Annotated in this window: 21 protein-coding genes, 1 rRNA gene and 1 riboswitch; of the genes, 2 read left to right on the forward strand and 20 right to left on the reverse strand. The window is 46.1% G+C overall.

The annotated features are described in order from the left end of the window. Positions 1–201: ribosomal RNA gene (locus AC0YNT_RS00005) — 16S ribosomal RNA — on the reverse strand; the annotation flags it as partial. A 746-nt stretch (positions 202–947) separates the two neighbouring features. Between AC0YNT_RS00005 and AC0YNT_RS00010 the strand changes: the two genes are divergently transcribed. Continuing rightward, positions 948–6,668 carry a beta strand repeat-containing protein gene (locus AC0YNT_RS00010; protein ID WP_475802801.1) on the forward strand — a complete coding sequence of 1,907 codons (5,721 nt, stop codon included), beginning with the start codon at positions 948–950 and terminating at the stop codon, positions 6,666–6,668. A 245-nt stretch (positions 6,669–6,913) separates the two neighbouring features. Here the strand turns inward: AC0YNT_RS00010 and AC0YNT_RS00015 are convergent, their stop codons facing one another. The 6 genes from AC0YNT_RS00015 to AC0YNT_RS00040 form a co-directional block, all read right to left on the reverse strand. Next, the gene (locus AC0YNT_RS00015; protein WP_475802802.1) at positions 6,914–7,441 is read right to left on the reverse strand and encodes a GNAT family N-acetyltransferase; all 528 of its coding nucleotides are present in this window, start codon (positions 7,439–7,441) and stop codon (positions 6,914–6,916) included. Between the two features lie 279 nt (positions 7,442–7,720). Then, positions 7,721–8,218 carry a preQ(1) synthase gene (gene queF / locus AC0YNT_RS00020; RefSeq protein ID WP_475802803.1) on the reverse strand — a complete coding sequence of 166 codons (498 nt, stop codon included), beginning with the start codon at positions 8,216–8,218 and terminating at the stop codon, positions 7,721–7,723. Positions 8,219–8,239: 21 nt separating this feature from the next. Continuing rightward, positions 8,240–8,968, reverse strand: coding sequence for a 7-carboxy-7-deazaguanine synthase QueE (gene queE / locus AC0YNT_RS00025; protein ID WP_475802804.1), 729 nt, complete (start codon positions 8,966–8,968; stop codon positions 8,240–8,242). After that, positions 8,961–9,404 carry a 6-carboxytetrahydropterin synthase QueD gene (queD, locus tag AC0YNT_RS00030; protein WP_167280096.1) on the reverse strand — a complete coding sequence of 148 codons (444 nt, stop codon included), beginning with the start codon at positions 9,402–9,404 and terminating at the stop codon, positions 8,961–8,963. Before queD ends, queE begins: the two co-directional genes overlap by 8 nt. Further along, positions 9,401–10,066: a 7-cyano-7-deazaguanine synthase QueC gene (gene queC, locus AC0YNT_RS00035; RefSeq protein WP_475802805.1), complete on the reverse strand. Its 666-nt coding sequence runs from the start codon at positions 10,064–10,066 to the stop codon at positions 9,401–9,403. The genes queD and queC overlap by 4 nt, the downstream gene beginning before the upstream one ends. A 94-nt stretch (positions 10,067–10,160) precedes the next feature. Then, positions 10,161–10,204: riboswitch (PreQ1 riboswitch) on the reverse strand. Between the two features lie 74 nt (positions 10,205–10,278). Beyond that, the gene (locus AC0YNT_RS00040) at positions 10,279–10,959 is read right to left on the reverse strand and encodes a sulfite oxidase-like oxidoreductase (RefSeq protein ID WP_475802806.1); all 681 of its coding nucleotides are present in this window, start codon (positions 10,957–10,959) and stop codon (positions 10,279–10,281) included. A gap of 237 nt (positions 10,960–11,196) precedes the next feature. On the opposite strand from AC0YNT_RS00040, the gene AC0YNT_RS00045 reads away from it, so the two are divergent. Then, positions 11,197–12,573, forward strand: a complete 1,377-nt coding sequence (locus AC0YNT_RS00045) for a hypothetical protein (protein WP_475802807.1) — start codon at positions 11,197–11,199, stop codon at positions 12,571–12,573. A gap of 60 nt (positions 12,574–12,633) precedes the next feature. Here the strand turns inward: AC0YNT_RS00045 and AC0YNT_RS00050 are convergent, their stop codons facing one another. The 13 genes from AC0YNT_RS00050 to AC0YNT_RS00110 form a co-directional block, all read right to left on the reverse strand. Continuing rightward, positions 12,634–13,095 (reverse strand): MarR family winged helix-turn-helix transcriptional regulator, encoded by a 462-nt coding sequence (locus AC0YNT_RS00050; RefSeq protein ID WP_167280100.1) that lies wholly within the window; start codon positions 13,093–13,095, stop codon positions 12,634–12,636. A gap of 69 nt (positions 13,096–13,164) precedes the next feature. Further along, the gene (locus AC0YNT_RS00055) at positions 13,165–14,013 is read right to left on the reverse strand and encodes an urease accessory protein UreD (protein ID WP_475802808.1); all 849 of its coding nucleotides are present in this window, start codon (positions 14,011–14,013) and stop codon (positions 13,165–13,167) included. Positions 14,014–14,018: 5 nt separating this feature from the next. Beyond that, positions 14,019–14,732, reverse strand: coding sequence for an urease accessory protein UreG (gene ureG / locus AC0YNT_RS00060; RefSeq protein ID WP_167280101.1), 714 nt, complete (start codon positions 14,730–14,732; stop codon positions 14,019–14,021). Positions 14,733–14,753: 21 nt separating this feature from the next. Then, the gene (locus AC0YNT_RS00065; RefSeq protein ID WP_475802809.1) at positions 14,754–15,446 is read right to left on the reverse strand and encodes an urease accessory protein UreF; all 693 of its coding nucleotides are present in this window, start codon (positions 15,444–15,446) and stop codon (positions 14,754–14,756) included. A gap of 18 nt (positions 15,447–15,464) precedes the next feature. Further along, a complete protein-coding gene (ureC, locus tag AC0YNT_RS00070) occupies positions 15,465–17,177 on the reverse strand; it encodes an urease subunit alpha (protein ID WP_475802810.1) in 1,713 nt (570 codons plus the stop codon). Beyond that, positions 17,174–17,542 (reverse strand): urease subunit beta, encoded by a 369-nt coding sequence (locus AC0YNT_RS00075; protein WP_475802811.1) that lies wholly within the window; start codon positions 17,540–17,542, stop codon positions 17,174–17,176. The genes ureC and AC0YNT_RS00075 overlap by 4 nt, the downstream gene beginning before the upstream one ends. Before the next feature lie 68 nt (positions 17,543–17,610). Then, entirely contained in the window at positions 17,611–17,916 is a 306-nt protein-coding gene (locus AC0YNT_RS00080) for an urease subunit gamma (RefSeq protein WP_475802812.1), read from the reverse strand. Between the two features lie 234 nt (positions 17,917–18,150). Continuing rightward, positions 18,151–19,167 carry a galactose/methyl galactoside ABC transporter permease MglC gene (mglC, locus tag AC0YNT_RS00085; RefSeq protein ID WP_167280105.1) on the reverse strand — a complete coding sequence of 339 codons (1,017 nt, stop codon included), beginning with the start codon at positions 19,165–19,167 and terminating at the stop codon, positions 18,151–18,153. A 30-nt stretch (positions 19,168–19,197) separates the two neighbouring features. After that, positions 19,198–20,715, reverse strand: coding sequence for a sugar ABC transporter ATP-binding protein (locus tag AC0YNT_RS00090; RefSeq protein ID WP_475802813.1), 1,518 nt, complete (start codon positions 20,713–20,715; stop codon positions 19,198–19,200). Positions 20,716–20,859: 144 nt separating this feature from the next. Further along, entirely contained in the window at positions 20,860–21,876 is a 1,017-nt protein-coding gene (locus tag AC0YNT_RS00095) for a galactose ABC transporter substrate-binding protein (RefSeq protein ID WP_167280107.1), read from the reverse strand. Between the two features lie 140 nt (positions 21,877–22,016). Further along, complete coding sequence (locus AC0YNT_RS00100) at positions 22,017–23,000, reverse strand: substrate-binding domain-containing protein (RefSeq protein WP_475802814.1); 984 nt, start codon at positions 22,998–23,000, stop codon at positions 22,017–22,019. Further along, complete coding sequence (locus AC0YNT_RS00105; RefSeq protein ID WP_475802815.1) at positions 22,997–24,751, reverse strand: cache domain-containing sensor histidine kinase; 1,755 nt, start codon at positions 24,749–24,751, stop codon at positions 22,997–22,999. The genes AC0YNT_RS00100 and AC0YNT_RS00105 overlap by 4 nt, the downstream gene beginning before the upstream one ends. Beyond that, complete coding sequence (locus AC0YNT_RS00110) at positions 24,748–26,394, reverse strand: response regulator (protein ID WP_475802816.1); 1,647 nt, start codon at positions 26,392–26,394, stop codon at positions 24,748–24,750. The genes AC0YNT_RS00105 and AC0YNT_RS00110 overlap by 4 nt, the downstream gene beginning before the upstream one ends. Positions 26,395–26,528: the final 134 nt, after the last annotated feature.

Genomic DNA, 26,528 nt, shown 5'->3' on the forward strand with positions numbered 1-26,528 from the left:
CCGATTCGGCCATGCGACCAATTCGCGTATCCGGTATTAGCATTCGTTTCCGAATGTTATCCCAGTCTTATGGGCAGGTTACCCACGTGTTACTCACCCGTCCGCCGCTAATCTTTCCCCGAAGGAAAAGATCCGCTCGACTTGCATGTATTAGGCACGCCGCCAGCGTTCGTCCTGAGCCAGGATCAAACTCTCCATGAAATGGTGTTTTCATTGATCGACCGAAACCGTTCGACGAAAACTCCTTGGTTCCGTTTGACTTGCTCAAACTTGTTTACCGCACTGGAAAACAAGTTTTCCAGTCGGCGTTTTAATCAACCTCTAATCGCGGTCGCTCATCGCTGAGTTACTTCGATAAAGATCGATACATCGCTTTTTCCGTTATTTCTAACGGGGCAGTTTTGCTCGTTGTTCAGTTTTCAAAGAACAATTTTTTCAACAACGCGGTGTATCTTATCACGTTATCGACTTCAGAGTCAAGCTTTATTTTTCAACGATTTCAATTTCTATCAATCAATGATCTTCTGCTTTTCGCTCCAACCGCTTGTCTCTCTCGGCCAGAAATAGAATATACCATAGAAATTAATATGATTGCAAGCTTTTTCTTAAATACTTTTTAAAAAAACTACAAATGGTACAAAATAACGCCGTCGACCACTTAACACATGAAGGAGGTGATAACATGGCTAAGCAACAAGGACATGCGCGTAAAAACACAACATCTAAAACCTCTGATAAAAAAGGCAACTCCTCCGGCAACAACCACTAATGTAAGAAGCGACTGAAAAACGACGGTCTTCTCGCGAAGACCGTCGTTTTATTTTTACATATTACCTTACTGCATTACAGTACATGCTTCAAAACATACCATATTTCATATACATGGAAATAATATCGGCCATTACTCAACGTTAGTGATGCTATATAACGGGAGGCTCAAGCCAAGAATGCCATTTCCAAGCAATTCGCAATTCGTCCCTTTGCAACAAAATAATAGTAATGTCGTAGATCCCGTCCGCGACGTTAACCCCGATGAGGTTGATATTGTCGGCAATGCTCAGTTTCCCGCCGCTTATTATGCTTACGATGGAACAAACGTTTATTTTCGTATGCGCCTCAACACCGATCCAAGATTTAAAAATAATTTCCGCAACTTCGCTTGGGGCGTATTGTTCGATACCGATAATAACCCCTCTACTTATGAATGGGAACTAGTCGTCAATGGCCTGGATAACGAAGTTCAGCTGATCGCCAACACGGTCAAGCTGCCGAATATCGTGACTGATCAAGCTGAAGGAACGGATGGCAAAGGAAACCCGAATTTTAGTGTTACCATCTGTAACTTCGATATCGCCCGGGCCCAGCCAACGGATGACGACTCTCAGCTTGGCAGCACAACCAATTATTTTATCGATTTCTTTGTTCCTGCGAAAACCTTGTTTTCCCTACTCGGGATTACTGATCAATCTTCCCTGCGATTCTTATTTTTCACGGCAACCAACAATAACAACTTTAATAAGGACTTTATAGGTACGGGACAAACGTTAAGTACTTTATTTTGTGATCCGGTCACGATCGCCGGCGGTGATGTTCGAGCCAAGCTGTCTGTTACGCAGACTGTAGCTTCCTCTACCTCTCCAGTCATAGCGGGTCAATCATCTACTTTTACAGGTACAATTACAGTTACAAATACCGGACGCAGTCAAGCCTCAACACTTTTCCTCCAAGCCCCATTTGTATTTGATAAAACGATATCCTTCACCGTTACCCAAAAAACGCAAGGCACAACGGCTTTTAACAGCACAACGAACAACTTAACATGGAACGTTGGCAACCTGGCCGTTGGTGCGTCGGCCACATTATCTTATCAGGCTTTTGCTCAATTCAATACTGCGGGTACAAGGACTGTCGATACCAAAACGGTAACTGGTGTGGACAGTTTTACGGGAGGAATGATCAGTGCTCCTGCGTCCTCATCTACTGTTTCCGTTATTGCCCTTGGCGGTGTAACGGGAACAATCATCGACAAAGCTACAGGTCTCCCGCTTTCGGGAGTAACCGTACAGGCAACCGCTTTACCAGGCAACACCAATGCTGGGCAAACCACCTCGAATGGGGGCGGTGTGTACGGATTCCCACAGCTACCAGTTGGAAGCTATACTCTTACTTTTAGTCTGACCAACTATCAATCGACGTCCGCAGCCGTAACGGTCGTGGCTGGTGTGGTCAAAACGGTTAATGTCACCCTTACCCCGATACCAGCTATTGTCCAAGGTACAATTATTGCATCAGTCAACGGAAGTCCAATTGCCGGCGCGGTTGTACATGTTACAGACTCTATTGGTGTATTGGTTGCACAAGCTGAAACAAATGCAGCTGGTGGGTATGTTGTGAATGGACTAATCCCAGGTTATTACCGGGTAAGTTTCTCAGCTGATCAATTTCAGGCTCGTGATTTCCCCGTTACTTTGACCATCGCAGAGACACGCACACTTAATGCAGCATTATCACCAAATCCAGGTACAGTAACTGGTACTATAACAAATGCACAAACAGGTGCACCATTAGCCAATGTTTTTGTAGAGGTCTTAGATAACCGGAATAGCGTCCTCGCTTCTGCCACAACAAATGGAGCAGGAAGTTATATCATCGCTTCGCTTTCTCCTGCTACTAATGACCGGATCCGTATATCTGCCGATACCTTTGTCGCGCAAGTCATTGGGTTCTCCATAGCCGCAGGACAAACAAAAGTAGTTAATGCCGCTTTATCACCTGTTGCTGGGATGCTAAGCGGAATTATATCTGACGCGACAACGGGTTTACCTCTTGTTGGAGCTAGCTTACGAGTATTTACTGCCGAAGGTATTACCTTGCAAACGACTTCAACAGCAGCCGATGGAAGCTATACCATCCCTTCTCTTGCACCCGGTTCCTATTCTATAGTCATTGCAGAAGAAGGATATGCCGGGCAAACCATTGGAGCTATGATTAATGCGGCCTCCACAACAATTCTAAATGCAGCCTTACAACAGCTTGCCGGAGCCGTAACCGGTGTTGTAACCGACAATTCTGGTGTGCCGGTTCATGATGCAATCATCCGGATATTCCTCAACAACATTATAGTTGTGAGGGTCGCGACACTAGAAGACGGGACTTACAATATTGGCAACTTAGCACCCGGAAACTATTTTGTGACCATACGAGCAGAAGGGTTTGGCGGCCAATCCTTTAGCGTTACCATAAATCCTGGTGAAACCACTACGGAAAACTTTATCCTATTCCCGAATGTAGGATCATTAACGGGGGTTGTTACAGACACAAGCGGCAATCCGATCGTAGGCACAATTATCTCATTAAATGTAAACGTTGCAGGAGGCGGGCTGCTGCTTACCCGATTTGTGACACAAACGGATGGCAGCTACCTCATCGAAAATCTTTTACCCTTACAATACCTTGTAACAGCTTCCGCTAACCCCTACCAAAGCACCTTCCAAAGCGTTGCCGTCCTTCCAGACACGCGTTCTATTCTTAATTTCGTACTAAGTCCAAATCCAGGAACTATTAGTGGAACTGTAGTTGATACGAATGGAGTACCCGTAGCAGGTGCAGGTGTTGTCATCAAAATGCAGTCAGCGAACGGGGTTTCTATCGCAACCATTTTCTCCGATACAACGGGCCAATTCCAGGTTAGTAGTCTTGCTCCTAGCAGTTATACCGTATTAGCCTCGGCGAACAATTTCCAGACCGCATCGGCTACTATTAACATTGCATCGGATGTAACAACACCAATAACCCTTGTCCTTCTCCCGGATCCAGGCAGCATTGCTGGACAAATTCTGGATGTGAATACGGGAGCGATTATTTTAGGGGTTGCCGTGACGGTCACAGACAGCAATAACTTTTTAATAGCATCCTTAATTGCCGATACCAAAAGCGGTTTCCAATTCGACGGCTTGCCGCCCGGCAGCTATACAGTAGCTGTGCATGCCTTGAATTATAAAGGTGAGGTATTAGGGGCGATTGTTCAATCCAACTCGATTACCCCCGTTAACTTCACCCTCGAGCCAAATCCCGGAACATTGGTAGGTGAAGTCTCACCTCCTGTTGGAGGAGCACTTATTCAATTATTTAACAACAACAATATTCTCATCTCATCTGTTTTCACCAGACCTGACGGAACCTTTACTTTCATTGGGGAAAAAGTTGGCTCTTATTATGTGACAGCCATTGCGATGGGTTTCTCGTCTCAAGTAGCAGGTGCAACGATCCTCGCCGGACAAACGACGAATGTGACAATAAGTTTGTCACCTAATCCCGGCCAAATAATCGGTTCCGTTGTAGATACGGCCGGGAATCCGATAACGACAGCTGTCGTAAAAGTATTAAACAGTAATGAATCTATTCGCGGCATCGGACCTACGCAAGGAGACGGCACTTATGTTATCGATGCTATCCCTGTCGGACCAAAAACCGTCATTGCATCAGCCCCTAACTTTAGCAATCAGGTTAAAGGCACTTTTGTTGATCCAGGAGAAATCGTTACAGGCGTAAACTTCGTGCTTACTCCAGATCCAGGTACAATTAGTGGTCAAATTACGGATCAATCAACAGGACTCATTATCCCAGGAGCCAGCGTAGAAATTCGTCTTAATGAAGCAACGGGCTTATCAATTGCTTCTGCAACGAGCACACCGTTTGGCAACTACCAGATTAACGGATTGCTGCCCGGAACGTACACAGTTCTCGCAAAAGCGAATAATTACGCAACCGGTACGATTGGGACATCGGTTGAAAGTAATGGGTTCTCCATTGCCAACCTTGCGCTGAATCCATTATTTGGTGTAATCAGCGGCATTGTAACGGATAACAACGGTAATCCAATTGGAGCAAACGACACCAGAATCAAGCTTTATACGAAAGATGGCACCTTGCTTGAGACCGTCTTCGTTGAAGGGGATGGTACCTTCCACATTACTGGCGTTCCTTCCGGCGAGTATGTGATCTCCGTTTCCTCTCCATTCTTTGAAACGGAGATCGTCGGCATTACAGTTCAGGCAGGCAGTACAACAAATGTAACCCTGCAATTATCACCACAAACGGCTACCATACTTGGTACGGTAAAAAACAGCATAACTTCAGCACCTATTAGCGGTTGTTTAATCATCATCACTGATGTTGAGGGCCAACCTCTCGACACGGTCTACACAGATGATACCGGCAGTTTTGTGATTATTGGTATACCGGCAGGCAACTTCGCGATCTCCGCCATCACATCCGGCTTCGGCACCGGGATTGCCGCTGTTGTTACCCGCAGCGGTCAGACTTCCGTGACAGAACTGCTCCTTACTCCTCTGCCTGGTCTTGTAGAAGGATTCGTCAGTGATATTACAAATGGAGTGAATATTGCAGGAGCAGAGATCCGATTAATTGACGCTTCATCAGGGATAACAATCGGTACGGTGCTCAGCAATAATGGCGGTCAATATTCCTTCCCGTCATTAGCACCGGGCAGCTATAATACCATCGTGACTGCAGCTGGTTATGCTGCTGAGTTTGGCGGATTTACAATAATCGCAGGAGAAACAACTCGCTTCAGCTTCGCACTTCTGCCACTGCCTGGTCGATTGATCGGCAGTGTAACAAATAAAGTAACCGGAGCTGCATTATCTGGTGTCACCATTCAATTGCTGCAATATAACAATTTCGGCCCGGCGCTCTCCACTTTATTAACAGATAACAAGGGACAATTTGACCTTGGTGAAGTAGCTGCAACCAACTACGCTCTAACCGCATCACTAACAGGTTTTATTACGCAGCAATCTTCAACACTCGTTAATCGTGGAGAAACGACGATCGTTACCTTTGCACTTACTCAGATTAAAACATCAGTAGGCGGAGTAGTTACTACAGGTCCTGGAAAACAGCCACTGCCTAATACTTCCGTAACTATTATTGATTCCAACGGCGTAATTGGTGGAAACGGAATAACAGATCGAAATGGCGAATATATCTTACCGAGTATTCCTGCAGGCGAACAAACCATCGTTGCAAGCAAATCTTCCACTGGCACCTCTACGACCTTTATACCCGAGCAGATTGGCCAGACTCAAACGGCAAATGTGACGATAACAACCGCACAATCCTTCCCCATCGTCGGCAACGTCATCAGCAGCGTTGATGCAGCACCAATCCCAGGCTCCGTCGTTCATGTTCTAGACTCGACAACCAAAGTGTCATTACTAACCGCCATCACCGATTTAAATGGTGCATTTACTACAGACCCTGTAGCTCCAGGATTGTATACCGTTACAGGTTCAGCGCCTTCCTATGGTTCAGCAGCCCGGTCATTAACAACAAGCGCGATTGCCGCTTCGCGCGCTGATCTAACGCTAAGTGCTCAATTCGGGACACTGCGTGGAACGATTCGCGACTCTTCGGGTAATCCGCTGGATATGGCTCTTGCTGAGATCGTAACGACTGATCGCAATCTTATCCGTCAAATCATTAGCAATACGAATGGTCAATATGCTTTTACAAACATTGCGGCAGGTCTCCCGACAGCGGAGTTCTCCTTCCCTGGCAAACAAACCGCCATTCGTATGCCAACGATCTTCGACGGTCAAACCACGATTCTAGATATCGTTCTCCTCGACGACGAAGAGGAATAAGGATTAACCGAGGGTGACATCGCATTTGAATATTCTTCCGATCGCTGTTGCCCCCGAATTTCTTCATTACAAACCGCTTTAGCGGTTGAAATTCAGGGGCAAAGGCGAACGGTTAAAAGCTTTCTGAAAGAAAGCTACTTCGTAAGCATAATCTACTTCTCCAGAATCATTCAAAATGCTCCGTCACTCGGTTAATTGAGAGGGGCAAAAAAGAAAAGAAGGACCACGCTTTTTCGTGGTCCTTCTTACTTTTTAAGGATGGAGTAAACGTGTGTATCATGTGGTTTGCCATTCTGATACATATAATCTCTGAGGATCCCTTCTCTTTGAAATCCCATCTTCGTTAGCAGATGATTAGATGCTTCATTTTCTATAAATACAACGGCACCAATACGAGTTAGGCCAAATTCATCAAATCCATATTCAATAACCTTCGTTAGTGCTTCGGAGGCATAACCCTTTCGCCATTGTTCCGGATGAATTTCATAACCTATTTCAGCCCGTTTATGTTTAGACGACCAGACATTAAAGCCAATCGTTCCAATTAAGCCTGGTGTTCCTTTTCGTTCCATCCCCCAGCGTATGCCTCTTCTTTCTGTGTAAATCTTTGCAAAAAAATCAATAATCGCTTTCGCTTGATCTATATTTCCCAATGTTTCTTGCCCATAGAAACGAGTAACATCCTCATTTGAAAAACAAGCAAAAATGTCCTGTACATCCTCATTTGTAATTTCTCTCAGCATTAATCTTTCTGTTTCTAATCCAGGAAACATGCCATTCCCTCCTCTTATAAAAAAAGAAGGACCAAATTAAATGGTCCTTCTAGTGCTGCTCACACCTATAATCGAAAGAGTAGGTATCTAATAAGGGGTAGTATCGATAGAGGTGATGTATCTCCTGGAGGAGCGAAGCGCTCGCCTTTGCCAATGTGAAATCTCGTTAAAAACGAGTAAATTCAAAATTTCACATTGGCAGCAGCGGCCGGAAGGAGATACATTCCTCATGAGATACATCTCCCTCTATTACATACTCTCCTCTTTAGATACCCTCCCCTAACGATTATCCACTTTTTCCGGGTACATATCATGATTAAACAACCGCTCTTCGGCCATCTGCTCGAATTTGGTGCCTGGCTTGCCGTAGTTGCAATACGGATCGATGGAGATCCCGCCGCGTGGCGTGAATTTGCCCCATACTTCGATATAACGAGGCTGCATCAGCTCGATTAAGTCATTCATAATAATGTTCATGCAGTCCTCATGGAAGTCACCATGGTTGCGGAAGCTGAACAGATACAGCTTAAGCGACTTGCTTTCCACCATTTTAATATCCGGAATGTACGAAATATAGATCGTTGCAAAATCTGGCTGGCCCGTCATTGGGCACAAGCTTGTGAATTCCGGGCAGTTAAACTTAACGAAATAATCCCGGTAGGGATGTTTATTATCAAAAGCCTCCAGTACGGCAGGCGAATATTCCATTGGGTAACGTGTACCTTGATTGCCAAGCAAGCTAATTCCTTGTAATTCTTCATCTTTTCTTCCAGACATAGATGAAACTCTCCCTTCCTTTTACACGCCCCGCTTATTACCCCATACAAGCGCATGGAGCTGCGGCAGCACTCTAACATTCGTCATATCTTCACGATCCATCACTTGATCAATCAGCCATTCATACTTCTCAATAAGCTTTGCTGCCATCTTCCCGTTATCAGCCTCAAGCAAATCATCATTACCTGCCTGAATGAAAAAGGGAACATCGGAATAACGAGCATGCACCTGCGCCGCATAAGCGAGATCCTGCTCATCAAAAACAACAACTTTCAAACTAAACGGATTACTGCCGCTTGTCAGCTTCACTACAATCTCATCCAGCACAGCCCAATCTGTGTTCATGCCTGAACTTGGCGGCTTCGGCGACAAGGTCAGCTCGTCAATAGCAAGAAGCCAATCCTGCCAGCGGCTGCCTTGCGTTTCTACCGCAACACGCATACCTTCACGATGGAGTGTATCAACAAGCTCATCTGCATTTTTCAGCAAAGCTGGATTACCGCCGGATAACGTTACATGAGAGAAGGTATTACCTCCTAATGCACGCAGCTCAGCCATAATCTCTTCAGCCGTCAGCATCCGGATATCCTCTTTCCCGGTACCGTCCCAAGTGAAAGCAGAATCGCACCACGAACAGGAATAGTCACAACCAGCTGTGCGGACAAACATCGTTTTTTGTCCAATGACCATCCCTTCGCCCTGTACCGTTGGTCCAAATACTTCCATGACCGGAATTCGTTTCTCAGCCATGATTCAGAACCTTCTTAGGTCTATAAATACAGTAGCTGGTTGGCGTCTCGCGCAAAAACACTTGTACACAAGTTGCCTTATTAGGTGTCTCGTCGAGGAAAGCTTGCACGATCTCGTAAATCGTACGGGCGACAACCTCTGTCGTTGGAAAACGATTCGGGTCGTTGTTATCAAACACATCATGATGATCATTCAAATACGTATGATCGAAGCGATTATGAACAAGCTTCTTAATCGCTGCAAAATTCACTAGAAATCCTGAAGAATCCAGTTCATCGCCGGCAATCGTCACATTAGCAAAGTACGTATGCCCATGCACACGTGCACAATGTCCCGCTTCCTCGGAAGGAATGGAATGTGCTGCCGCAAACTGCATATCTTTATTTAATTCATATTGGAAGGCATGCTGGACGCTTGGATAAATTTGCTGAATCATTCCGCTTTGCCCTCCTCCTTGGAAGCCAAATAACGGTTCAGCCCCTGACTCCGCAGCTTGCAGGCCGGACATTCTCCGCAGCCATCCGCAATAACGCCGTTATAACAGGTTAAGGTCTTGGTCCGCACATACTCGAAGGCACCAAGCTTGTCAGCAAGCTCCCAAGTCTCGGCTTTGTCCAGCCACATCAGAGGAGTCTCGATAACAAATGGATAATCCATCGATAGATTAAGCGTCACGTTTAGCGATTTGATAAAAATATCCCGGCAATCCGGGTAACCGCTGAAATCCGTCTCGCATACGCCGGTTACTATTGCTCTAGCTCCAATCTGCTTCGCAAGTACCCCCGCAAAGGACAGGAACAATAAGTTACGGCCGTCTACAAAAGTAGAAGGCAATCCGCCCTCCTGCTGCTCGATCGCAATATCCGATCTGGTGAGAGCATTTGGTGCCAACTGGTTTAACAGCGACATATCGAGCACATGATGCCTTACTCCTAGCTCGGTGGCAATCTGTGCGGCACATTCTAGCTCAAGCGAATGACGCTGCCCATAATTGAAGGTGACCGCTTCCACCTCTTCGTACCGTTCAAGCGCCCAGAATAGACATGTCGTGCTGTCTTGTCCGCCGCTGAATACAACAACTGCTTTACCTTTTTTCATGTTTCTTTCTCCTCCCTTAGATGAGGGAGAGACCCTTCGAACAACACCCTGTACATCTGTCTCAAAACGAAAAAAATGGAATCAGAATAGATTCCAGTTCTTAGTTTTTTATAGAGGGAGTTCGCGAACCTCTCCTGAAGCATCTGCTTCAGCATTTATTCGAATGTACCTACGTACTATACCATATCTCTAGTTATCCGGCTATATACCAATTAATCGAAATCCTTGTGATACCATTCATCTTCCGGCAGTCCCAAATCCTCACCAGAGAAGCGTTGTTCACGGAATGGATCGGCATAGTTATGGAAACCATTTCTTTCCCAAAAGCCCGGACGATCTTCCTTCATAAATTCAATGCCCCGAATCCACTTCGCACTCTTCCAGAAATAAAGATGCGGGACAAGCAGACGAAGCGGCCAGCCATGCTTGGCTGTCAAAGGCTCTCCATCAAAGCTATGAGCAAGAAGAATATTCTCATGCATCAGATCCTCAAGCGGCAGATTCGTCTCGTAATCCTGGTCGGCATGGATCATGACATATCTAGCATCAGCTTTCACACCAATCAGCGACAGCAAATCAATAAACCGCACACCTTCCCACTCCGTATCCAGCTTCGACCAACGGGTCACGCAGTGAATATCATTCCTCTGCTTAATCTGCGGGAGTGCCATAATCTGCTCGTATGTAAAAGTCTTTTCCTCTTCTACCTCGCCAAATACGCGCAATGTCCATTGTGACATATCGTACTCTGGAACATCTCCTTCATGCAGAATCGGAAAACGGTCTGTCGTGGTTTGACCAGGTGGTACCCGGTGTGCCAGCTCAGGAGCGACATTCGCCTTGAGCGCCGGAGCTTTCTTCAAACGTTCTGCTTTCTTACTTGTATTATTCATGTTGTTCCTGACCTCCTGAAAAGAATGATCACACAAACAGCTAAGATTAGACGGTTCGTGATGATTCTTACTTCGTAAGCATAAGCTAATGTTCTTCTATTCTACTATAGGTTATAAGATAAGACTTGCGGCGTTAAGCTATTGACACCATTTTGTAACAATGATAATATTTCCATACAATTCCGACAGGATTAATTGTATTAAACATTTATATTACACTATTGGAGGTTTTGAATCATGAAATTAAACAAAAAATGGCTCCTCTCAGGCTCACTGGCATTATCCCTTCTTTTCTCTTCTGCTCTACCCCTGTCAGCGGCAAACGCTGCTGCGGTAAAATCGACGGCCATTAAGCAATCCTCCCAATCATCCCCAGCAGAATATGAGCTGTTCCTGAAAGAAAAGTTCGGCATCACCTTCCAAGCTGGATCGACTATTACTAAAGGACAATTCATTCAGCAAATCGCCGATATTCTAGGCCTTGAAGCAAGTGAGGCAAAACCAGCATTCACCGACCTCAGCACTTCCAGTCCTTATTATTCATCCGCTGCAGCATTATATGAGCAAGGAATAATTACCTCATTAAAGGTTGAACCTGATCAGCCACTCCAAGCAACAAGTGCCATCTATATTGCCGTGAAGGCTGCCGGACTTCTAGAACTTGCCCATTCTTACCCACAAAATAAAACAACCGATGCTCTGAAACAAATTGGCTATTCGCCAGCTGGACTTAGTCTGTCAGCTTCACAAGAGCTTGCAGCTGCTGTACATAGCGGTTTACTACCTGCCTCCCTTTACAAAGAAGTAAAAGGAAAAGCAGCTTCTCCTCAACTAGCAGAAACGCTGCTCGTTCAAATTCTTTCTATTAAAGGAGACTATAAGCATTATATCGGTTATACAACCGATGCCGATATTTACGGGAAGCTTGCCGATGCTTATGATACTTCTGACCTCATCCAATCGCCTGAGCTGCAAACAGTCGTGGACACCGCACTGAAACAAAGTCTCGTTACCGGCTACAACCTAAAGGATGAACGGTATGATGCTAACTTCGTTGAAACTTTATCCCTTACCTACGGACACGATAATCTGAAGCACGCCGTTCAATTAATCGGACTGCTTAGGAGCGAAGGGATTAGTGCCAAAGTACAGTTGGAGCCTAAAACTTCCGCGTTCATCTATTTGAAAGAATGGGGCGAGCCCGTTCAATCGGACAATTATAAGGTCGTACAAATTGAGAATGGCAATTATATCGCCTATGCGAAGGAATATGATCTGAAATTCGAATTCAACAACACAGCCGACAAAGCCCGCTTCCAGCCGATTATTTTACAATATGCGAAAAAGAACAGCGAAGATCAAACCGGACTCATCGCTAGTTCCTGGTGGCAGCCTCTTTATTATTCCTTAACCAACTTGGATGGTTATGTACAAATTACGAATAACAAAATTACTGGCCAAGGCCACTATTATGCGCAATCCTTCTCGTTAAACGAGCAGTCCGCCGCAATTGTAGAAGGCTTCAAAAAACTTGGTAATGATTTAACCATACAATCCTATACGTTCTGGGTCGACAAGCCATTCTTCAACTACTTAAATGGTGAATCATTATAAAAAAATCCGAACTAATAAAGTGGCCGTGCAGTTTTGAACCTGCACAGCCACTTTTCTGTTCTATTCTTGTGTTACATCACTCTTCGGATCTAAATTATTCGACATCCGGACGAAAATATCGATAGCTTTCTCCATATCATTAAACTCAAAGCCGTCAAATAACTTAAACATAATGCGCTCACGCATTTCCATTACCTGATTTTCCAGCTTGCGGCCTTCATCAGTGACACTCAGCATAACAATACGGCGATCGAACTCACTCCGAGAACGTTCCACATATCCGAGCTCAATAAGCCGGTCGGATATCCCGGTAACCGCACCACTTGTAATCCGCAGCCATTCCGCCATCGCTGAAGCTTTCTGAGGACCATGCTGGGCTAGAATAATAACCATCTTGCCCTCTGTCATCCCTAGGCCGTGAACGTTAAAGCGGTTATATTCCGCATTAATCAGTCTACGCAGCTTACGGAATACATCATCCATCTCTCTTAGTTTCTCGAGTTTCACCTGATCCTGGTCCATCCATCCACCCTCGCTAATACGTTCATATCTATAAATATACCGTTTTTTAAACGCATAGCCAAGTACAGCCTATGAATAAAGCAGCGTCACGGGCTCTTTATGAAGTAAAATGCTTCTTGCGCCATCCCAAATGGATCGCATTGCTTCCTGAAGCGGCCACGCAGCAGTCGATGCGGCGGCTGCAACAAGGCCGTAACGCTGTGTCTCGGACACACCTATGACAACTTGATGTACTCCATACATCGATGGCTGTTCCTCCACAAGCTGCTTCATAGACTGAATATGCGATGGTGTTAGTCGATCGGTAAATAAACAAAACGTTGCAATATGGGTCATCTCATCCCAACTGCCAGGTGAGGCAAGCTTCTGGCTTTCTGGTACAATCCGTTGACGCTGTGCATAAATCAGTTCATGGCCATAATAGACAGATAACGCATTTCGGAACTCTGTATATTGAAACAGCTCTTTGCGTAAAGTACGGCCCGGGCATAATATATCTGCTTGCATCCAAACTGCACCTTGTCCAAGATAAACATTCGTATCATTATGAAACCTAGCCTCTTTATACAGCATCACAGGCTCCGGCATATGCTCTACAATAGCATGATCAGCAAGGTGGAAAGTCTGCTTGATAGAGGATCCGACCGTTAGGCTAGGGTGAACCTTCATATAGGATTGGGTAGTAATGAAGCTATGTGTGGAGCTGCCTGCCTTCCACTCAAGCTCGTAACAATCCCCTTCAAGTAGTCCCGGCGAAGCATCCATGATGATCACGCCAAGCTGCTCTTTAAGTGGAAAAGTCTTAGCAATTTTAATCGGCGAGGTATGGTACTTATCGGCGAGGGTAGTGACACCATCCGTATAGCGAAACGAAGCGCGCAGCACCGTTGCTGCGCGCCTTTCGTTTGATGTCTCCATCATCCTTAATGATTATGAGGCATTGCGCCAAGCTGAACGATATGCGTATGCGCTTCGCCACGTGCATGCGATATCTCATGCTCAAGCCAACCAACTATTTCAGCTACGCCATCGCCGCCAAACATATTGGAGAAAACAAACGGACGATCGCCGCGCATCCGCTTCGAATCGGTATCCATGACTTCGAGGCTTGCCCCTACATAAGGAGCCAAGTCGATCTTGTTAATAACAAGTAAGTCCGAGCGCATAATACCAGGTCCGCCTTTACGCGGAATTTTCTCACCTTGGGCCACGTCGATAATATAGATGAAAAGATCAACCAGCTCCGGACTAAAAGCAGCTGCCAGATTATCGCCGCCGCTTTCAATAAAGATCAGATCCAGCTTCTCGAACCTGCGCTGCAGCTCTTCAATTGCTTCGAAGTTCATCGACGCATCCTCTCGAATCGCCGTATGCGGACAGCCGCCAGTCTCTACCCCAAGAATTCGCTCTTCCGGCAGGACACCTGTATTGACCAGGATTCGTGCATCTTCCTTTGTATAGATATCATTCGTGATAACCGCAACACTGTATTTTTCATGCAGCTCTCGTGATAACCGCTCAACAAGCGCAGTTTTGCCTGAACCAACTGGACCTCCGATTCCAATCCTAATCGGACGCGACGCGTCGATAACTGGTTTTTCCCATTCCTTATGTGTATGACCTTGACCTTGGCACATAATGATACCTCCCCTAATTGGTTAAGACATAAATAAGCGGGAATACAGCTGTTCATGCCTGATCATGGCGAGCTCGGCCATCGGCATATTCGAATAAGCCTCTTCCGGCTCTAAAGACATTGCTATTCCTGACGCTTCGTCTGTTAACAACGACAGCTTTGCAATAAGCGATTGCCCTTCTGTCTGTCCGATGGACATCAGACGCAGGGCGCTGTTCACACAGGTTACAATACAGGTGTACAAATACCCCTGAATAGCCTGCTCCTCCTCTACGCCCAGCCGCCAGCACACAAACCCGTGAACGAGCGGATGTGTAGCCTGGCAGTCTCCACGCCGCAAAGCTTCATTTAATATCGACCAGTCAAGCTGAGGATGAATGGCAGTTGCAAGCTGCAGCAGCCGGCGGCCCATCTTTTCCATACCAACCCTTGTTTCTACGGCGATTCTCTGGACATGCACAAGCCGTTCGACAGCAAACAATCTGTCCCATTCTTCGAGCGGAGCATCACGGTAAACCGCGCGAATGATCATGGCATCTGCGGTAGCCCAGCTTTGCCGCATCATAACTGCCGCATAATCATACAGCTGCCCGCTGTGGCGGATACGTTCTTCCTGCACCATTGTCTCGAGACCAAATGAATGGGAAAAACCGCCGATCGGCAGGGCAGAATCTAATAACTGCTGCATCGCGAGCCAAGCTCCATAACTCCCCACCCTAGCAACCGCTCCTTCCTAGAACAAAAAGTAGCGCTGTGCCATCGGCAGCGATTTCGCCGGTTCGCAGGTCACATGCTCCCCGTCCACCGTTACCTTGTAGGTCTCTGGATCAACTTCAATAACCGGCGTGGCATCATTATGAATCATGTCCTTCTTCGTGACCGACCGACAGCCCCGTACGGGTTCGATTCGTTTCTGCAATCCCAGCTGTTGATCGATACCGCGGTCAAATGCAGCCTGAGAGACAAACGTAATCGCACTGTTATAGACCGCCTTACCGAAGGAGGCAAACATATGCCGCCCAAACACTGGCTGAGGAGTCGGTATGGATGCATTTGGATCACCCATTTGTGCGTAGGCGATGCTGCCGCCCTTAAGCACTATGTCCGGCTTCACTCCAAAAAACATCGGCTGCCACAATACGAGATCCGCATATTTTCCCGCTTCAATCGAGCCAACGATATGCGAAATCCCATGCGTAATGGCCGGATTAATCGTGTACTTCGCTATATAACGCTTGATGCGGAAATTATCACTCGTTGTATCAGGTGCTAATGGTCCGCGCTGCTGTTTCATTTTATCCGCCGTCTGCCAGGTTCGAATAATGACTTCGCCTACCCGCCCCATTGCCTGGGAATCCGAGCTGATCATACTGAAGACACCAATATCATGTAAAATATCTTCCGCTGCAATCGTCTCAGGACGTATACGAGAGTCGGCAAAAGCAACATCCTCAGGAATCCGGCTGTCGAGATGATGGCAGACCATCAGCATATCCAGATGCTCTTCTATTGTATTAATCGTAAAAGGACGTGTTGGATTAGTGGAGGAGGGAAGCACGTTAAGCTCACCTGCCGCAACAATAATATCCGGGGCATGACCACCGCCCGCCCCTTCGGTATGATAAGTATGTATGGTCCGTCCGCCGATGGCTCTTAACGTGTCCTCCACAAAACCCGCTTCATTAAGCGTATCCGTATGAATGGCAACCTGCACATCATATTGATCTGCAGCAGTTAAGCAGGCATCAATGGCAGCGGGAGTAGTCCCCCAATCTTCATGAAGCTTTAGCCCGATGGCACCTGCTTCGATCTGCTCGATGAGTGGTGCTGTGAACGATGCATTTCCTTTGCCCGTGAAACCGAGATTCATTGGAAAATGCTCCGCCGCCTCCAGCATTCGCCGCATATGCCAAGCCCCAGGAGTTACGGTCGTAGCGTTAGTTCCTGTAGCCGGACCGGTACCTCCACCAATCATCGTGGTCACTCCGGAAGAAAGCGCTGTCTCGATCTGCTGTGGACATATAAAATGAATATGGGCATCGATGCCGCCAGCCGTAATGATCTTCCCTTCACCAGCAATGATCTCCGTACTAACCCCAGCTATCATGCCAGGGGTGACCCCGTCCATAATATCCGGGTTGCCTGCCTTGCCAATCCCAACAATGTAGCCATCCTTGATACCGATATCTGCCTTCACTATACCCCAATGATCAATAATGACTGCATTCGTGATAAGTGTATCAAGCACACCTTCATCCCGTGTTGCCCCGCTGGACTGCCCCATACCGTCGCGGATCACTTTACCTCCGCCAAATTTGCATTCATCGCCATATACGGTATAGTCAATTTCAATCTCGGCCCAAAGCTCGGTATCTGCCAGCCTTATCGCATCTCCTGTTGTTGGTCCGAACATAGCCGCATAACGCTCTCTGTCGATGATACTCATCCGTCTTCCCCTTCCCATGAAATGAGACGTGAACGGACTTCTTCCGGCATCACACCAGCTTCCGCCTTTCCTTGCGACAGCCCGTTTAACCCATAGGACAGCTTGGCACCTCCAAGCTCAACAAGCGTTACCGGCTTTTCTTCCCCGGGCTCGAACCTTATAGCCGTACCTGCTGGTATATGAAGTCGCATGCCAAAGGCAGCTTCGCGATCAAAGGATAATGCCCGGTTTACTTCAAAAAAATGAAAATGAGAGCCAACCTGAATCGGACGGTCACCGGTATTGACGACAATCGTTTTCGCCGTCCGGCGTCCGGCATTCAGCACAATTGAACCAGGTGTAACCCTGTATTCCCCAGGTATCATGCAAGATCCCCTTTCGTAAGCATCAGGCTTAAAGAATTGCGAAGCAATTCTTACTTCGTAAGCATAGCCTAGCTGGAGATCGGATGATGAATCGTAATAAGCTTCGTTCCATCCGGGAATGTCGCTTCTACTTGAACTTCGCGGATCATTTCCGGTATTCCACCCATTACATCCTCACGCTTTAACACGGTTGTTCCAAATTGCATTAATTCCGCTACAGTCTTACCGTCACGAGCGCCTTCCATGATCTCGGAGGTAATAAGCGCTACACTCTCAGGATAGTTCAGCTTTACACCACGCTTCATCCGTTTTCTTGCCAAATCTGCAGCAATCGTAATCATGAGTTTTTCCTTCTCGCGTTCTGTTAATTGCATGCTTCCACCTCTCCCAAGTGTATTAGTTCTATTATAGACAGCTGCCAGTATGAAGTAAATGAATTTGTGTTAGGTAATATGACATATTGTTGGATAGATACCTTGGTTCATATGACAATCTGGTGAATCCCTCACTTATATATGACATTATTATGTCGCTTTTGATGGGATTTTGTCAAAACATGAAAAAACCCGCGAGTTTGACCTCGCGGGTTTCGTTTGTATGTTATTAGACTATTTCTTAGCTACATATTTACGGATATCGAAGGCTACTGCAACAACGATAATTGCACCTTTGATAATCAACTGCCAGTAAGGGCTGATACCGATGAAAGTCAGACCGTAGTTGATAACGGTAAAGATCAATACACCAGCGATAACGCCTTTCACTCGGCCTACGCCGCCTGTTGTCGATACGCCGCCAACTACGCAGGCTGCGATCGCATCAAGCTCATACATGTTACCATAGTTGTTTGTCGCACCGCCTGTACGAGCTGCTTCCAGAACACCAGCCAGACCATACAAAGCGCCAGCAATACCATAGATCCACATCAAGCATTTTGCTACATTAATACCGGATACGTGAGCAGCATGAATGTTGCCGCCAATCGCATACATGTTTTTACCAAGAGTTGTTTTGTTGAAAGCAACCCATACGATGAACGCAACGAAGATTGCAATTAGTACGATGTAAGGCAAAGACCAGTCGCCGTTACCGATTGCACCAGTACCTAAATCACTGAAGTCACTGCGAAGACCGCCGATAGGCTGCGATTGGTTAGGCTTCATATCGAAGTACAGCGAGTTCGCGCCGTACACGGCAACCATCGTACCAAGTGTCGCAATGAACGGAGGTACATTAAACTTCGCAACGATAACACCATTAATCAAACCAACAATCAGACCTACAACGATTGCAACCAGGATCGGAAGAAACATCGGCAGATACGGCAGATCAGGGAAAAACTTATTCGCATATTCCGGGTTTTGAAGCATCGATGCGGATACAACTGCAGTCAGACCCACAACGCGGCCGGCTGACAAGTCAGTCCCTGCAGTAATCAGGATGAACGCTGCCCCAAGTGCGATAATCAATCGTGTCGACGATTGGACGAGCATATCTCTAAATACGGTAACGGACAAGAAACTCGTGTCCATAATAGTAATGACAGCGATCAAAGCGATCAGCACGATCCAAATCGCGTTTTGTGAAAACATACTTTTAGCTCTTGAACCTCTTGTTGCTTCCATGAGTGTTAGTCCTCCTTCAAATCCTCATCATTAGCCTGTCTGTGCGGCCAATCTCATAATACTTTGTTCTGTCGCATCCTTGCTGTCGAGGATACCGGTTGCACGGCCCTCGGACATAACCATAATCCGGTCCGACATACCAATGAGCTCAGGCATTTCAGACGAAATCATAATGATGCTCTTACCTTGCTTCGCCAGATCAATAATGATCTGATAAATCTCATATTTGGCACCGATGTCGATACCACGAGTCGGTTCGTCCAACAGCAGAATGTCCGGATTCGTCAACAGCCAGCGTGCAAGAAGCACCTTCTGCTGGTTACCGCCCGACAGATTACGGATAAGTTGATTAACAGACGGCGTCTTCGTTCTGAACTTCTCAACGCCTTTCTTCGCTTCATCGCGCATCTTCGCTTCATTCAAGAAGCCCATCGGTCCTTTGTAAAGGCCGAGGTTGGCAATCGCTGTATTTTCCGTAATCGACAAGACTGGGAAAATACCGGTTACACGACGTTCTTCCGTCAGAAGGGCAATCTTATGCTTCTTAGCATCGATTGGATTTTTCACTTTAATTACCTTGCCGTCTTTGTGAATGGCACCGGATTTCACCGAACGAAGCCCAAACAGCGCTTCAATCAATTCTGTACGCTGCGCACCTACAAGACCGCCTACGCCAAGAATCTCACCTTTGCGAAGCTCGAAGGAAACGTCTTTGAACGATTTAGGATTCGTTGAAGTGAGGCCCTCTACTTTGAGCATTACTTCTCCTGGCACATTAGTACGCTCAGGGTAACGATCGGACAAATCACGGCCAACCATACGCTGAATGATCATGTCGATCGTCAGTTCAGGAGACGGCCAAGTCCCGATGTATTTACCATCACGCATGATCGTTACATCATCGGAAATACGCAAAATCTCTTCCATTTTGTGCGAAATATAAATGATGGCTACGCCGCGTGCACGCAGCTTGTTAATAATCGCAAACAAATGTTCAACCTCATTGCCTGTCAGCGATGAAGTAGGCTCATCCATGACGATTATATTCGAGTTGAACGATACCGCCTTTGCAATTTCAAGGGATTGAATTTTGGACACCGACAATTCGCCGACCAGTTGGTTCGGATCAATGTCCATGTTCAAATCTTCAAACAATGCGATGGTGTCTTTATACATCTTTTTATGGTCTATGAACCGAAACGGGGCTACGCCCATCATCGGAAATCTGCCAAGCCAAATGTTCTCCATCACGCTGCGCTGAGGCACTGGATGAAGCTCCTGATGAATCATTGATACGCCGCTGTTAAGAGCGTCTTTTGAGTTTTTTATGTCTGCCTTTTGTCCATTTAAGTAAATCTCGCCTGCATCCGGATGATAAATCCCGAACAAGCATTTCATCAGTGTTGATTTGCCGGCACCATTCTCACCCATCAAGGCGTGTACCGTACCCGGACGAACTTTAAGCGTTACATCATCAAGTGCTTTAACACCAGGGAAAGTCTTAGTAATATTGTTCATCTCAAGCAAATAAGGATGCTGCTCTGCCATTAATATAGCCTCCTTTAATCCGGCTCCCATCCAAGAAGCAAGGTACAAAAAAACAGGGGGACAACGGAAGTGCTGTCGTCGCTCCCTGTTCTTCGTTATTTTTTATTTTTAAGTTGCTTAATTAAGTTGCGCGAATTACTTCGCTTATTTTGCGCTTTCTTGCGTTACCTTTTGGTATGGAATCCAAACATATTTGCCGTCTGTGATGTCATAGCCAGTGTTTTCTTTTGTAGGAGTCTCGCCAGCTGCCAGAACTTTCATCAGCATAACGGTTGCTTTACCTTGGTTGTCAGCATCGTTCAGAACAGTACCAAGCATTGTGCCGTCTTTCAGAGCTTGCATAGCAGGGTCAGTTGCATCAACGCCTACAACCGGCATTTTCTTGTCGCCTTTGAAGTAGCCTTGTGCTTTCAGAGCTTCGATAGCGCCGAGTGCCATGTCATCATTGTTTGCGAGAACGGCTTCGATTTTATCACCATGGGAACCAAGGAAGGCAGCCATTTTCTCTTGGCCTTTTACGCGATCCCACATAGCTGTATCTTCAGCCAGTTTTTGAACTTTAATGCCAGCGTCTTCGATCGCTTGAACGGAGAACTTCGTGCGAAGCTCAGCATCTTGGTGACCTGGCTCGCCTTTCAACATTACGTATTGCAGTACGCCGTCGCCGTTTTTGTCAGCTTCAGGATGAGCTTTCCAGTAGTCAGCTACGATTTCGCCTTCCATTGTGCCGGATTCTTCTGCTTTCGCACCTACGAAGAATGCTTTATCCCATTTCGCAAGGTCATCAGCCAGAGGCTCACGGTTGATGAATACAACAGGAATGTCAGCTTTTTGGGCTTTATCGATAATAACGCCTGCTGCCGTACGGTCAACTGGGTTAATCGCCATCGCTTTAACTTTTTTCGTAATAAACAAGTCAACTTTATCGTTTTGTGTCGGTTGGGAGTTTTGGCTGTCCACGATATCAACCTTAACATTGCCTTCAGCCGCTTTGCTGATGGAGTTCCGTACGCCGCTCATAAACGTATCGTCGAATTTGTAAATTGCTACGCCAGTTTTAGGAAGGCTTCCACCTGTGGAACCGCCGTTATCCGAGTTCGAGCATCCTGCTGCTGTAAGTGCTACTGCTCCCGCAACGAGAGCTACTGTCCATTTTTTCATCTCTGTATTACCCCCCGAGTGAATTAAGTAATGCGAGCTTGCGTATGACTTGCTTGCTGCATCCTTATTATGTCGAAATTTGAAATGGATTCGAATCTAATATTCTCATCTTTTTTATTAATATTCTCATCAATTTCATATTACTGAACGACAGGGAATAGCAGCTTCTGGTTATCCTTCCAGAACATGTTTTTCTTATCGATCAGCTTCCGCTCAATTTCAACCCGGGTAGGGACTTTATGCCCAAGCGCTGCTTCCATTGCGTATTTGATACCTAGATAACCCATGCTGAAAGGGTTTTGAACAATTAGCTTTTGCAGTTGGTTGTCCTGCATCATCTCGAGCAGTTCCGGCGAGCTGTCAAAACCAATCAGCTTGATCCGTTCTCCAGCCTGCTCTTTCTTAAGCTCCATTGCCGCCCCAATCGAAGATACGATGTTAATGGCCACAATGCCGTCAAGCTTTTGCTCTTGAAGCTCCTTGCTGACTGAAGCACTGCAGCTGTCATGATCACCCGAGCACATCAACCGGTCTGCGAGATGGATATCCGGATGGTTAGCCGCAGCGTCCCGGATGCCTTGTTCCCGGAGCCTGCCATTAATACCCGCAGCCGTATGTGTCACAATGGCTATATCCCCTTGCCCATCAAGCTGATTGGCCAGCTCGTCGAGTGCCTCTTTTCCCGCCGTGTAGTTATCCATTCCGATATAAGACTTTGTTTTCCCTGATGTGAGTATGCTGTCGATCGCAATAACTGGAATATGCCGATCCGCAGCTGCTTTCAAAAACGGACCAAACGCCTCATCATCACTCGCCGCAAGTACAATTGCATCCGGTTTTGTCTCCAAGGACTGCATCGCAGCTTGAAGCTGACCTTCTATATCGCCCTGATCGTAAGAATTGGTTACATACATCGTAATACCAAATTCCTTCACAGCCGCTTGCGCCCCCATGGCCACGTTCTGCCAATAATCACCTTCGTTAGACCGCAAAATAACTTGAATGGTCATATCCGAAGTTCTCGATTTCCGCTCCAGAAAACCTGGATTAAAGGCGGATACAAGCAGAACAGCAGCCGTAACAACAATCAGGATGCTTATAATAATCCTTTGTCTCCGGTTCATTCTGCCTGATCCCTCCCTTCAGCCTGCTCCATTTCCATAATCGGGAATCGGATCGTTACCGTTGTTCCTTCCTCAAGTTCGCTGTCAAAATGCAAGCCATACGTCTGTCCATAAAATAATCGGATCCGCTCCTGCACGTTTGTCACGCCTACTCCTGAACCTTTTGAACTAGTGACTTGGCCGGTTATTACCTGCTTAAGCCGTTCCTCACTCATCCCTAGTCCATCATCACTTACTTCAATAACAATGTCTTGACCATCAAGCTTGACCTTCACCTTAATATGGCCTTTATCAACAGAAGGCTCGATACCATGTACAAGAGCATTCTCAATTAAAGGCTGGATGATCAGCTTGAGGGTTGCATAATTCAGGACAGCCTCATCCGCCTCAATCGAATAATCAAATTTATTCTTAAACCTCATTTGCTGAATAACGAGGTAATTTCGTGCATGCTCAAGTTCATCAGCTATCGTAATAACGCTTTTGCCTTTGCCAAGGCTGATTCTGAACAGCCTTGACAACGAAGTAATCATCGTTGTGACTTCTTCGTTCTTGTTCATCCCGACCATTCGAACGACCGAATTGAGTGTGTTGTACAGAAAATGTGGATTGATTTGGGCCTGAAGCGCTTCAAGCTCATACTTCCGTTTGCTTTCCTGCTCTGTAACGATCTGCCTCATGAGCTTCTTAATTGTGCCAATCATAATATTAAAACGGTCAGCCAGCTGCCATACTTCTAATGGACCTTCGCCAATCGCTGTTTGTTCGAAATTGCCATGCTCCACATTTTTCATCGACAGCTCCAATTGTTTAATTGGCTTCGAAATACGCCGTGAAACTATGCTGGACAACAGCACAACGATAAGGATTAAAGCAAGAAGAAGCTGAAACATAGACCGGTTCAGCTCCGAAATAGACGTCATGGCTTCATTTTTGTAAGACACCCCTACAACCTTCCAGCCTACATTGCCAATCGTCTGCACACTTATGATTTTCGTATCATCAGCGGTTCGGTCGATAAAGCTGCCGTATGTATGCTTCAGGGCAAGCTCAACATTCTCATCCTTTAATCCCGCATAGATGAGCTGTAGCTGCGGGTGATAAACAATATTGCCTGCCGATTCATCCAGGATATAGACATAACCCTTTTCACCCAGGCTGACCCGATCCGATAATTCATCAATTGTGTTAAAGTTCACATCAAGAAGCAGTACCCCTTGGATGGACTTGCCATTATGGTTAATGGTAATACTCTTGCTCAGTGAGACGACCCAGCGGAATTGCTCATTATATAAATTCTGCACATGCGGCAGCGAGATCGACAGATGACCTGGGGTATCCAGCGCACTTTGGAACCAACCTTCAGATCTTACATCCAGCGCCTGCTTCATCGTGACATTCGGCAAATCCATCACAAGCTGCCCTTTCTCATCAAATAAGGCAAGTGATACCGTATCTGCACGGGTAGACATCATCGTCTCTAATTGATGTCGAATAGTCTCCGAATCCACATCTCCACTCAGGCTGATCGTATGGTACATCATGTTGAACAAATCTGCGGTTGCCTGCACATTATTTTCAAGACTATAACTAACTTGATCAACAATCTGCTGAGAGTTGCGGAAGGCATTCTCCTCAGCAGTTGCTGCAAAACGGCCGTATAACACAGTACTTACAACGATAATGATGAAGACCGAGAACAAGATGATGGAGACAGACAAAATATATTGAATACTCTTGCCGCGCATCATTTGGATGACTCCGAAAGGGCATTACGATACTCTTTGGCAGATACACCTTCATATTTCTTGAAACAGAGGCTGAAATAATTCGGATCGGCAAAGCCAACCTTATCCGCAATCTCGAAGGTCTTCATTTCCGTTGTCCGCAAATATTCTTTCGCTGCTTCCATCCGCAGCTGCAGCAGATAAGCACCGTAGGTCAACTTCACTTCTTTCTTGAATAAACTGCTGAAGTATCCCGTGCTAATGTGCAGATGTGCGCATACAACAGCAATCGACAGCTCCTGGTCGCCAAAATGGCTCTTCGTGAATTGAATCGCTTCTTCCACGATATGTTTGTACGAGCTTTGCCTGCGGCTTACAATCCGGCTACGCACTTTCCCGCATAAGTCATTAAACCATGCTTTGGTCTCATTCAGCGTATTCAGCTTTTGATACTGATTGAGTATACCGGCTCCTCCTGCAAAGATAGGATCAGTACCGTCATCTATCATCTTGGATAACTTAATGATGGCCGTTACCATCTCCAGTAAATAATGCTGAAAGTCATGTACGGGAGCCTGGACCCGTGAGATGTTGTCAAACAACTCATCAATAACTTCCGACAATTCTTGCTCTGTCCCAAGCTTGATGGAACGGACAAGATTCTGCTCCTTCCACTCATCGAAGATCAGCTTTTCCTGTACACGCTCTTCCATATCATCAATGCAAATTATTTGGTTCATGCCAAGAATACGCCGATAATCAAGGGCTGACTCAGCCGCTTCATACGAATATTTCAAGCTGCGGATATCCTGCGTAATCGTACCAACTCCAATCATGATCGGGAGCTTCAGAAACTTCTCTATACTTTGCAAAATTTCTTTCAAAGCATTCTGAGTCGTTTCCATGACCACTTCGGCATTCGCATCAGGGCTTACGGTAAACAGGACAACTTGATCCTGATGAATAAATACTTTACCAAGCTTATCCCTCACCCATATTTCACTAGCGATATTCGTAATGGAAAACAGCTTCAGATCCAGGTCCTTTATCGAGGAAACAACATGATGCGGATCCTGCCCCTCTTCAGGCTTGTCCGAATGAAGCACCGAAATAATGGATACAAGATAACCTTCGCCTTCCAGCTCCATACCGTATTTATCTGCTTTCTCACGAATCGCTGCAATTGATTGATGGCGAGTTATCAAAGAGGACAGAAATTTCTCGCGGACGATTGGCAGCGTTGTACGGTAATGCTCCTGCAAGAGCTCGATGTTATTACGCATCTTCCTCTCTTCATCCATTCTGCGTTTCACTTCCAGGACCGTCTCCGTTAATTGCTGACCCGAGAACGGCTTAAGCACATAAGCCTCTACCTGAAGATTAATGGCTTGCTTTGCATATTCAAACTCATCATGTCCCGTTAAAATAACAACTCGGGTGATTGGATACATTTTTTTCACCCAATCCGACAGCTCGAGTCCATTCATATAGGGCATGCTAATATCGGTTATGAGCACATCGGGCTCCATTTTTTCAACAAGCTCCATCGCTTCTTTGCCATTACTGGCTGTCTTTACTTCAGAAAAGCCGCAGCTTTCCCAATCGATCTCCATCATGAGACCTTCTGTTACTTCCGGTTCATCATCGACGAGCAGCAATTTATACATGATGTGTTGATTCCTCCTTCATAAAACCGCAGTACTCATTTTGCCACAAATAGCTAGCCGGTAATAAAAAAATGTCGAAAAATGTAGGCAACATGGGCGTAAAGACCATAATAAGCGCAATTTACGCTGTTTTA

It is taken from the genome of Paenibacillus sp. J22R56 (genome assembly GCF_056269375.1).